Source organism: Heliobacterium chlorum (genome assembly GCF_014502795.1).
GTDB lineage: Bacteria > Bacillota > Desulfitobacteriia > Heliobacteriales > Heliobacteriaceae > Heliobacterium > Heliobacterium chlorum.
Genome location: NZ_JACVHF010000050.1, coordinates 1 through 8,345, shown reverse-complemented (window position 1 = coordinate 8,345; position 8,345 = coordinate 1). Strand labels below are relative to the sequence as shown.

Below are 8,345 nucleotides of genomic sequence, written 5' to 3'. Positions count from 1 at the left end.
AGGTAAGACCCCAGGAAGATGACCTGGTCGATCGGCCCGAGATGTACACGCCGTGAGGCGTTTAGTCGACGGGTACGAATCGGTCGAGGACTTGACCTTATGCTTTACAAATTACTTCTGTGTGGTTTTCAAGGAATAAAAAAGAGGTCTATTGCAACTAAAGGCGATAGACCTCTTTTCTTATTTTTTAGGGTTTTTGAAAAAGCCGTATGTGGCATAACAAATTCAACCATAAGGATATTTTATAGAAGTGTTAAGTCGGATATCGAGGGTGCTTGGCTTTTCCGCTTTTTCTTGTTACTAGTACGGTTAATAGGAAAGGTTACCCGTATAGTTGAGCTGTTCTAATAAATTTTCGAAACTTGAGAGGTCTTTTGTATAATCCCGGAGGTCTTTATTTAAAGCTTGTTGAATGTCGGCTCTGGTATATCGGTATTCACTTGGAGTATCTGTCCGTTGCACTTTGAACGTAAGTTGATCGGCATTACCAATGAGCGCAAAGATGGTTATGGCGTTATTGTATAATATTGGTTCAATCTGTGTCTTTTCCATAGCTAATTTACTGAAATCATATTGGACCGTTACTCCGTAAGGTGACTGCTGCGTTTGTAACGAAACCTCTCGTCGTAAGTCACCAAAGGGCAGGTGACTAAGGAGATTAACTACCTTGCTGTTATTGCCTACGTAGGTGGTTTTGTACTGCCATAAAGATTTCGCAATATATGATACCGAACTTGATGGAGAGTCGTTATCGGATAAACCATAAATCAGTAATCCAATACATAAACCCAAGAAAGCAATTAATCCGGTGATCCGTTTCATTCGGAGATTGATTGTAAATAATCCGGTCATCGTAGTTTCCTTCTCCTTCTCCAAAGTAGATGGTTGTGATTTAATATTAGTATTTTCAGGCAAAAACTGGTCTGAATAGCTTTGCGTTAAAATAATCTAAGCAAATCATATATCTTTGAGTTAAGCAGATCTAGTAAGAAAGAGAAAAATTCATGGCCGTTGTATCAGGTCATGGATTTTTTGTGACTGTTTGCCGAGTTAATAATGGAAACCAGCTTTTATGCCGCGACCGATCCGGTAGGCAGTGTTCAAATCGCCCGTCCAGACGCCGCCCCCTAGTTCATACGTAACAATTTGATTCGACCCGACGGAAGTTTTGAAAGAATTAGCCCAGTAATCAAAAAAACATTTACAGAGTTAAAGGACAAAAGAGTTTTTAATTTTCAGAAAACTCGGAGGACTTCCGAACCTTTTCGTAGAATATAGATGCAATCGGTCACTTAGCAACAGCGCTTAATGAAACAAACGGACAGGTACGTAAGTTCGTCAGGCAGACGAGGGAAGCTTCGGAACAGATCAACCTAAACGCGGTTGAAGTCAATCGGTTATGTAATGAATTAAATGAAAAATCTATTGAGACCTCCGACATCACCAGAGAACTCAGTGTCGCTATGGAAGAATCGAGTGCTACGATCGATGAGATCAACTCTGTCATAGCCAATGTTCGTCATTTGGCGAGTTCGATGGATAATAAAGCGACAGAAGGGGTGAGTCTGTCACAGGACATATGTAGGCGGGCGATCGATATCAAAGATGAAGCGATAACTTTGAATGATAAGGCATCAGAAATACTGGTTGATATTAAAACTAAACTAACGACAGCCATCGAGAAATCACGAGAAGTTGAGAAGATTGGAGTACTGACCAAATCAATTTTACGCATCACTGAGCAAACCCATCTATTGGCGTTAAATGCGGCAATCGAGGCCGCTCGATCTGGTGAAAGTGGCAAAGGTTTTGCCGTTGTGGCTGGAGAAATCCGAAAACTCGCGTCAGAATCTGCCGAGACGGTTACTAATATTCAACTGACTGCAACATCAGTTCAAGAAGCCGTAGACAACCTCGTCAAAACATCGGAAATCGCCGTGAAATACATTGATGAAGAAGTCGTCGCCGGATATGGCAAGTTACTTGAAACTGGAGAGCGATATGAGAGCGATTCCAATCGTTTTGAGGAATATATACAAGTATTTAAATCCATATCGGTGCAGCTTAAAGATATTACGAATGTGCTCGTGCAATCGGTACAGCAGGTCAAGGTAGCAGTGAATGAGAGTTCTTCAGGCATCAATGTGCTTGCCGAAAAAACAACTTCCGTGGTAGAGAAAGTCACCGATATCAAAAACAGTTCTGATAAGAAAATTGAAAAACTTGAAAAGCTGCGTGAAACGATCGAAGAATTTGTCGTCTAAACAAAATCCATGGCCATTTTTTGGCCATGGATTTTGCCTCTCATAACCAGGGCTCTTGGTAATACCGATTACCTACTTACCAGCTACGACTTTTTTGAACAGGTCTATCGCTTCTTGAGGGACGAATACAGGTCGATCTTCTTTACCGCGAATCACGATACCTGTAAGATGAGTCTCTTTCCCGTTGATCTTGATAATGTCTTTGCTGAGGGGCAATTCAGCTTTTACAGTTCCCTTTTCCACGAGGACGACGGGATTGGCGGCATCGGTGTTATCGATTCGATAGGTGGCACCGAGTTGTTTGAACGCTGCTTCTGCGTTCACGTACAGCGTTTTATTCAACTCTTGCAGGTTGATGCCCATCGCTTGCGCCATCGCTTTGGCCGTATCGGTGTTTTCGATAAGTCCGGAGAGTTTGTTTGGTCCGTAGCTATAGACGAGCACATCTTCTCCCGTATGGCCGTGGGTCGTCCAGCCCAGGTTTGCCCGGCTGCTGATGATCCGACCGAGTCCGTAGTCTCGAACGCCCTCTTTGGCCAGCCAACGCTTCGCTTCGGCTAGTTCCTCCGGCGTCACGTCCGTGATCCCCCAGTATGTTTGCAGTTGAGCCTTGATTTGTTCGTCAGAGGCATCTTTCGGTAGCTGCTGGGCGATGAAGTCTGCCGATTTGATTGCTTTCAATAAAGGTTGGACGACTTTGTCGATCGGCAGTTTAGAATAGGTGTCATCGGTCTCCTTGCTGCCGATGGTGATCCCACCGTTGCCGTGGTCGGTGGTCACGATCAAAAGGGTATTTCCATCTTGCTTGGCAAAGTCCAGGGCTGTTTTGACGGCTTGGTCAAAGGCATTGATGTCACTGATCAAGCCGACGGGGTCGTTGGAATGGGCCGACCAGTCCACTTCACTGCCTTCGATAAAAAGAAAGAAACCATCCTTGTCTTTTTTCAACGTGTCGATAGCTTGTTTGGTCATCTCTGCCAGACTCGGCTGTTTGGCAGGATCGCGATCGATATCACGGGTCATGGCGGTGTCGGCGAACATGCCCCAGATCTTGTTTCCAGAGGCGGCTGCCATCGAAGCGGGAGTATCCGCGTAGACATAGCCTCGAGATGTAAGGACGTCAAGCAGATTCTCTCCGTCTTTTCGGTTTGATAAATACCTGGAACCGGCACCAAAGACCACATCTATATCCTGGTATACCTGCTGCTCCGCAATCTCTTCATAATTGCTGCGTGCGTACCAGTGAGCGGATATGGCAGCTGGGGATGCATGCTGTACATTGGAAGTAGAGACGATACCGGTGGCTTTGCCCTTTAACTTAGCTCCTTCCAAGACGGTCGCCAGGGGCTTATACTTATCGGCCTCATTGACAGGCGGTAGACCAGGCATTTTTACCTCATCAGGCATGACGCTGATAAATTTGTCGGCGCTTTTATAACCGGCAGAATAGGCGGTACCAGCTGGAGCGGAATCGGTAATGATGGAATTGGTACAGTAAGTGCGTTGTAAAGCAAGGTCAAAACTTGGATCGTCGAGGGCCAACCGGTAATTCGGATCGTTTTTCTTGATGATATCGTACCAACGAGTCAATGTGGTTCCCCCGATCGAATTCCCGTCCGATAACATGAAAATCACGTTTTTTGCTTTTCCATTTGATGTAGTAGTTGACTTATCTGCGGCAAATGCGTTGGGGGCAGCAGTTGCAACGCTGCTGAGAAGAATGGCGGTGCTCATCACGGAAGCAATAATCCCTGTACGGATCGTAGCCAAATTCAAAACCCTCCTAATGCGCTGTGATGAGACAATCGTAGCATGCCTATGTTAAAAGGGTTTTATGGTTCTGTAAACGTTCATGGCAAGAAAAATAGCCAGGCGAAATCGATTTCACCCGGCTTACCTATACAATATTACATTTTTAATCGGAAAAAACTGTTTTTTCGATGGCAGGATGCTATCGATACTGTATAATAGTGGCAAGTTGCGGCCCAGGGCCGGCGGCTGATTATAAAAGGAGGATTTGAGATTTCATGAAACACAACAGCTATTTTGACGGGAAAGTACAGAGCTTAGAGTTACACACGGAAAATGGAGTCGCTACCGTCGGGGTCATCACACCGGGACAATACACCTTCGGTACGTCAACCCAGGAGAAAATGGTTATCACGGCAGGTTCCTTGCGGGTGAAATTGCCGGACCAGGATTGGCAAACTGTCATGAGCGGCGAATTTTTTGTTGTCGATAAAAATGTTTCCTTTGTGGTAGAGGCTGAGCAAGACGTCGCTTACCTGTGCTACTATTTCTAATCCTTACAACGTCTTACTGACGTTGACCCTTTTTTCCAGGGCCGCGCAGCCTTGGCTGTATGATCAGGCTTCCACTTCCTCCCCTATAGCGGAACGGCGATAGACCGGTAGGATAAACAAGATGCCGATGAACATTAAAATACCGGATGCCTGGTACAAGGTGACCAGGGAGAAGTAATTCTTCAACACACCGGACATGCCCATCGTAACCACCATGGCCCCGGTAAACAGGGGATTGAGAATCCCGTTGACCCTGCCTACGAATTGGCTCTCCGTGTTTTGCATGATCATCGTATTGATACCGATCGAAATGCTTGGAAGAGACATACCGCTCAATAACTGCGCCGCCAAGGTCAACCCTAACGAGGTGGAAAGCCCTGTGGCCACGATTCCAACAGCATTTGCGAACATACCAACGACCAGCAGCTTTTGGGGAGCCACCCTGCGCGCCATCGTCAACGATAAGCCGCCACCGAGCATCATGCCAATCCCGTATACCGTCAGCAGCCACTGCAGACTTTCTTTTGCTAGACCTAAACGTTCTGTGACGAGGAATACGCCGAGGGGTTGGATCAATCCCATGGCCAATCCAGCCGCCAGAAAACAGGCTCCCATCAGCGTTAAGACCTGTTTGGAGAGCAAGTATTGGATGCCTTCCTTCATCTCTCTCAGAACCGAAGTTTGAGTTTCCCTAACTTGATCGGGATCTTTCTCCGGCAAAAGTACCAACAGGGCAGCAGCCGAAAGCAGGAAGGCGACCCCAGTAATGGCGATGGCTCCATAGATACTCAATTTCTGATAGGCCAGCGTCCCTAAAATGGGACCAAAGACCATAAAAACAGAAAACACCGTTTGGTACAAAGTCATCCCTTCCTGAACCTGTTCGGCAGGGACGTGCAGCTTAAATAACTTTAGTCCGGACGGCTGGGAGAACTGAGATAATATCGCTGAAAAGAGCATCGAGAAAAAGACAGTTTGCCATGACCCTGTCATCAAGGTGAAAAGAACAGCGAAGACGGAGAGAGCGCTCAGCAGTTCGCACCAGATCATCGTTTTCTTGGGCCGCCAGCGGTCGGCAAAGGTTCCCCCGATAAAGGAGAACAAGAAAATTGGTCCGTATTCCGCTACGGAGACCATGGAGACGGCAAAGGGATCTTCCCCGGTCATCTCTACTACGTAGAGCAGTACGGCGAAGTTGCGTATCCAGATACCGATTTGGAGAAACACTTCGGATAAGATGATAGCCTGAACAACGCGGTTCGCTAACAAACCGGAACGAAATGGGTGCATAAAAAAACCTCCTGCGTCCATTTTCATAGACAGGAGGTAATGCGCAAGAACACATAGCCCCATAGACCAGAGCGAACTGGCGCAGTGGGAACTAAAAAACGGTATAAAAATGCGCATACCTATCCTATCCAGAAAACAGATTCGTTGATAGATAACGAATGTTGATTATGGAATAGGATTATTTGCGCATCAAGTTCACCCTTTTGATAAAATCGTATGTTTAGGAATCTATTTTCGCTGGACAATATCCAGTACATTGTATATTAGCATAGAATAGTTCAAATCACAAGGAAAGACAAAATATTTCCATGATATTTCCGGTTGAAAAGTCACAGGGCATATGATAAAATATATTTCCTGTCTTGGACAATACATTTTCTTTCTTGAACATTTCTTTTTCAGCGTAGACAAAAGCGAAAGATTATATTCGTATTTTGCTCTTCGTATGATATACATGAGTAAAAAATAAAAGTCCATGGCTATAAATTCCAGTTGATTCAAGGGATAATGCGTGTTAATATAATCTTCCGCCCGGCGAAGGGATAAGAAATTTGGGTCTATAGCTCAATTGGCAGAGCGCCCGGCTCATAACCGGTTGGTTACAGGTTCGACTCCTGTTAGACCCACCAAATGAACGTGGTCTATAATTCCTCGATAGCTCAATGGTAGAGCAACCGGCTGTTAACCGGTAGGTTGTAGGTTCGAATCCTACTCGAGGAGCCATTATTTTCGCGGGGTGGAGCAGCTGGTAGCTCGTCGGGCTCATAACCCGAAGGTCGCAGGTTCAAGTCCTGCCCCCGCAACCAAATAAAGTGTTGCTTTATTAAGTTTTGAAAACTTCTAAGGAGAGATGGCCGAGTTGGTCGAAGGCGCGCGACTCGAAATCGTGTAGGCGGGTAACCCTCGTCTCAAGGGTTCGAATCCCTTTCTCTCCGCCACAATACTAGAGGTCATTTTTAAGACACGGAGTGGTACTCAAGTGGCTGAAGAGGACGGTTTGCTAAACCGTTAGTGGTCGTAAGGCCAGCGCGAGTTCAAATCTCGCCCACTCCGCCATATTCTTAAGCCGTTGTAGCTCAGTTGGTAGAGCAGCTGATTCGTAATCAGCAGGTCGCCGGTTCGAGTCCGGCCATCGGCTCCATTTGCATCTTTTTAACTTTTTGTGCCTGTAGCTCAGTTGGATAGAGCAACCGCCTTCTAAGCGGTTGGTCGCACGTTCGAATCGTGCCAGGCGCGCCATTTTATTATTTGTGCCGAAGTAGCGAATTGACAGACAAAAGAAAAGTGGCAATAACTCCAGGCAATCGCTGCCGGGATAATCCCGGTAGAGGAAGTTCCAGGCTCGCACATCCTGCGATGGATGTAGTGTTCGTGCCCGTTCGTAATGGCGGGGCAGTCAGCTTTTTAGCAGATTGACGGCGGGGAAAGCATCCTACAGCCAACTTGGCCATGGTGCAAGTACCCTGAAAGTGGATAGAGACGAGTCGTCGGGGAAACTCGACGAGTGGAACGACTAAACCCCACGAGCGAGCAACTCAGTGTGTAGAGGCACCTGGCTGAGAGAAATGAATCAATGCCGGGACGATCGACATATGATCGTAGAAAAATGATTGCCCCTTCTGTGGGAGGCTGGGAAGCCTAGAACCACATTGGGACAGAACCTGGGCTATCGGAGTTGTTGCATCCCCACTTTTTTATATGCGCCCGTAGCTCAGTGGATAGAGCACTGGTCTCCGGAACCAGGTGCGCAAGTTCGATTCTTGCCGGGCGCACCATATTTCAATCGAGGTCAGTATCTTCGTAGTACTCTGCGAGAGTGTCCATTTTCAAAAGGTGTTGTTAAGCAAACAAATGCTTAAATATACCAGTTGAATTAGAGGATTAACCATGATATTATAATTTTCTGCTCGGCAAACGAGCTAATCTGGTCCTTGAAAATCAAACAGTTGTAAACAAAGCGTGCAAAACCAAAGTCAATTCGGCCCGCGCGAGCGGGACGGATAAGCCTTCTGAAAAGCATGGGCGTCCTGTCGGTATACTTAAGCGTAAAGCTTGAATGTATGCCATGATGAAAAGGCGCTAGCTTAAACAGAAGAATGGATTTGTTATAATGTCATAGAGCATGACTCAAGCTTATCTACACTATTTTGTGGAGAGTTTGATCCTGGCTCAGGACGAACGCTGGCGGCATGCCTAACACATGCAAGTCGAACGGAGAGCGGAAGTTTCGATGGAAGCTCTTAGTGGCGGACGGGTGAGTAACGCGTGGATAACCTGCCTGAGAGTGGGGGATAACAGCCCGAAAGGGCTGCTAATACCGCATAACGTTCCTGGAGGACATCCTCTGGGAACCAAAGGAGCAATCCGCTCTTGGATGGGTCCGCGTCCGATTAGCTCGTTGGTGAGGTAATAGCTCACCAAGGCGACGATCGGTAGCCGGCCTGAGAGGGTGAACGGCCACACTGGGACTGAGACACGGCCCAGACTC

5 protein-coding genes, 8 tRNA genes, 2 rRNA genes and 1 other RNA gene are annotated in these 8,345 nt (G+C 46.7%); 13 read left to right on the top strand and 3 right to left on the bottom strand.

What is annotated here, in order from left to right; all coding sequences use genetic code 11:
- Positions 1-99, top strand: a 23S ribosomal RNA gene (locus H1S01_RS19255); the annotation flags it as partial.
- Positions 100-309: 210 nt separating this feature from the next.
- Here H1S01_RS19255 and H1S01_RS19250 read toward each other — a convergent pair.
- Positions 310-852, bottom strand: coding sequence for a DUF4825 domain-containing protein (locus tag H1S01_RS19250; protein ID WP_188042007.1), 543 nt, complete (start codon positions 850-852; stop codon positions 310-312).
- A 611-nt stretch (positions 853-1,463) separates the two neighbouring features.
- On the opposite strand from H1S01_RS19250, the gene H1S01_RS19245 reads away from it, so the two are divergent.
- A complete protein-coding gene (locus H1S01_RS19245) occupies positions 1,464-2,264 on the top strand; it encodes a methyl-accepting chemotaxis protein (protein WP_188042006.1) in 801 nt (266 codons plus the stop codon).
- Between the two features lie 72 nt (positions 2,265-2,336).
- On the opposite strand, the gene H1S01_RS19240 is transcribed toward H1S01_RS19245, so the two are convergent.
- Complete coding sequence (locus tag H1S01_RS19240) at positions 2,337-4,034, bottom strand: alkaline phosphatase (protein ID WP_243237447.1); 1,698 nt, start codon at positions 4,032-4,034, stop codon at positions 2,337-2,339.
- 257 nt (positions 4,035-4,291) lie between these two features.
- Between H1S01_RS19240 and ppnP the strand changes: the two genes are divergently transcribed.
- Positions 4,292-4,567 carry a pyrimidine/purine nucleoside phosphorylase gene (gene ppnP, locus H1S01_RS19235; protein ID WP_188042005.1) on the top strand — a complete coding sequence of 92 codons (276 nt, stop codon included), beginning with the start codon at positions 4,292-4,294 and terminating at the stop codon, positions 4,565-4,567.
- A gap of 63 nt (positions 4,568-4,630) precedes the next feature.
- Here the strand turns inward: ppnP and H1S01_RS19230 are convergent, their stop codons facing one another.
- The gene (locus H1S01_RS19230; RefSeq protein ID WP_207732423.1) at positions 4,631-5,857 is read right to left on the bottom strand and encodes an MFS transporter; all 1,227 of its coding nucleotides are present in this window, start codon (positions 5,855-5,857) and stop codon (positions 4,631-4,633) included.
- A 553-nt stretch (positions 5,858-6,410) separates the two neighbouring features.
- Between H1S01_RS19230 and H1S01_RS19225 the strand changes: the two genes are divergently transcribed.
- From H1S01_RS19225 to H1S01_RS19180, 10 genes are all read left to right on the top strand, one after another.
- Positions 6,411-6,486: transfer RNA gene (locus H1S01_RS19225), tRNA-Ile, on the top strand.
- 19 nt (positions 6,487-6,505) lie between these two features.
- Positions 6,506-6,580, top strand: a tRNA-Asn gene (locus H1S01_RS19220).
- Between the two features lie 7 nt (positions 6,581-6,587).
- A tRNA-Met gene (locus tag H1S01_RS19215) sits at positions 6,588-6,663 on the top strand.
- Positions 6,664-6,701: 38 nt separating this feature from the next.
- Positions 6,702-6,795: transfer RNA gene (locus H1S01_RS19210), tRNA-Ser, on the top strand.
- 27 nt (positions 6,796-6,822) lie between these two features.
- Positions 6,823-6,913, top strand: a tRNA-Ser gene (locus tag H1S01_RS19205).
- 9 nt (positions 6,914-6,922) lie between these two features.
- Positions 6,923-6,998 (top strand) — tRNA-Thr (locus H1S01_RS19200).
- Between the two features lie 21 nt (positions 6,999-7,019).
- Positions 7,020-7,096: transfer RNA gene (locus H1S01_RS19195), tRNA-Arg, on the top strand.
- A gap of 53 nt (positions 7,097-7,149) precedes the next feature.
- Positions 7,150-7,531: RNase P RNA component class B (rnpB, locus tag H1S01_RS19190), an RNA gene on the top strand.
- 26 nt (positions 7,532-7,557) lie between these two features.
- Positions 7,558-7,632, top strand: a tRNA-Arg gene (locus H1S01_RS19185).
- 371 nt (positions 7,633-8,003) lie between these two features.
- Positions 8,004-8,345: ribosomal RNA gene (locus tag H1S01_RS19180) — 16S ribosomal RNA — on the top strand; the annotation flags it as partial.

Bases quoted from the DNA above. Each gene is read 5' to 3' on its own strand.
- H1S01_RS19250 (WP_188042007.1), bottom strand. From the start codon at position 852: ATGACCGGATTATTTACAATCAATCTCCGAATGAAACGGATCACCGGA.
- H1S01_RS19245 (WP_188042006.1), top strand. From the start codon at position 1,464: ATGGAAGAATCGAGTGCTACGATCGATGAGATCAACTCTGTCATAGCC.
- ppnP (WP_188042005.1), top strand. From the start codon at position 4,292: ATGAAACACAACAGCTATTTTGACGGGAAAGTACAGAGCTTAGAGTTA.
- H1S01_RS19230 (WP_207732423.1), bottom strand. From the start codon at position 5,857: ATGCACCCATTTCGTTCCGGTTTGTTAGCGAACCGCGTTGTTCAGGCT.